A 717-nucleotide genomic window follows, 5' to 3' on the forward strand; every position below is an offset into this window, starting at 1 on the left:
GCCGGGCAGCACGCCGATCGCGGTGCCGATCAGGCAGCCGAGCAGCGCCCACATCAGGTTGATCGGCGTGCCCGCCGTCATGAAGCCCTGCAGCAGTGAATTCCAGATGTCCATGGTGGTGATGCTCTCGTTCAGATCCAGCCGGAGCTGGTGAGGCCGGGCAGGTTGAGCCCCAGCAGCTTCGTGAACAGCCAGTAGACCGGCGCCGACAGGGCCGCGCCGACCAGCACGTCGCGCACCCAGTCGGCCAGCGTCGCGCGACCACCGCCCATCGACAGCCGGAACCCGCGCGCCGCCAGCACGAACAGCAGCGAGCACGACGGGATGAAGCCCACGCGCGTGATCAGCGCCGCATTCAGCAGCAGGCCGGCCGACAGCCAGGCCATGCCGACCCAGTACGGCGCGGGGGTGTCTTCGCTGCCCTCGGGCATCGCGCGAAAGCCGCCGGTCGTGGCCTGCACGATCAGCAGCACGCCGCACAGCGCCATCGCCGCCGCCATCAGCCACGGCAGGAAGCCTGCGCCGACGCCGCCGTAACCCACCTCGCTCTTGATCTGCGCCGCGCCGATGGCCATCACGGCCCCCAGGCCGATCGCGCCGGCGCCGATGCCGATCTCGGATCGCCTGTTCACGGGCTTGCTCACGGGCTCGTTCATGGTCTACCTCCTTGCGTCATTCAATCCGCCCCTCAAACGCAGGCTGGCCGGCGCACAGCGC

1 protein-coding gene is annotated in these 717 nt (G+C 69.9%); it reads right to left on the reverse strand.

Annotation, left to right across the window (positions count from 1 at the left end):
- Positions 1 to 131: 131 nt before the first annotated feature.
- Entirely contained in the window at positions 132 to 656 is a 525-nt protein-coding gene (locus AC1D01_RS37375; RefSeq protein ID WP_477874962.1) for a tripartite tricarboxylate transporter TctB family protein, read from the reverse strand.
- Positions 657 to 717 lie beyond the last annotated feature (61 nt).

Source organism: Rhizobacter sp. P3_B12, assembly GCF_056402895.1.

What these genes read in the sequence shown, in the direction of transcription:
- AC1D01_RS37375 (WP_477874962.1), bottom strand. Translation starts at nt 656, where the DNA reads ATGAACGAGCCCGTGAGCAAGCCCGTGAACAGGCGATCCGAGATCGGC.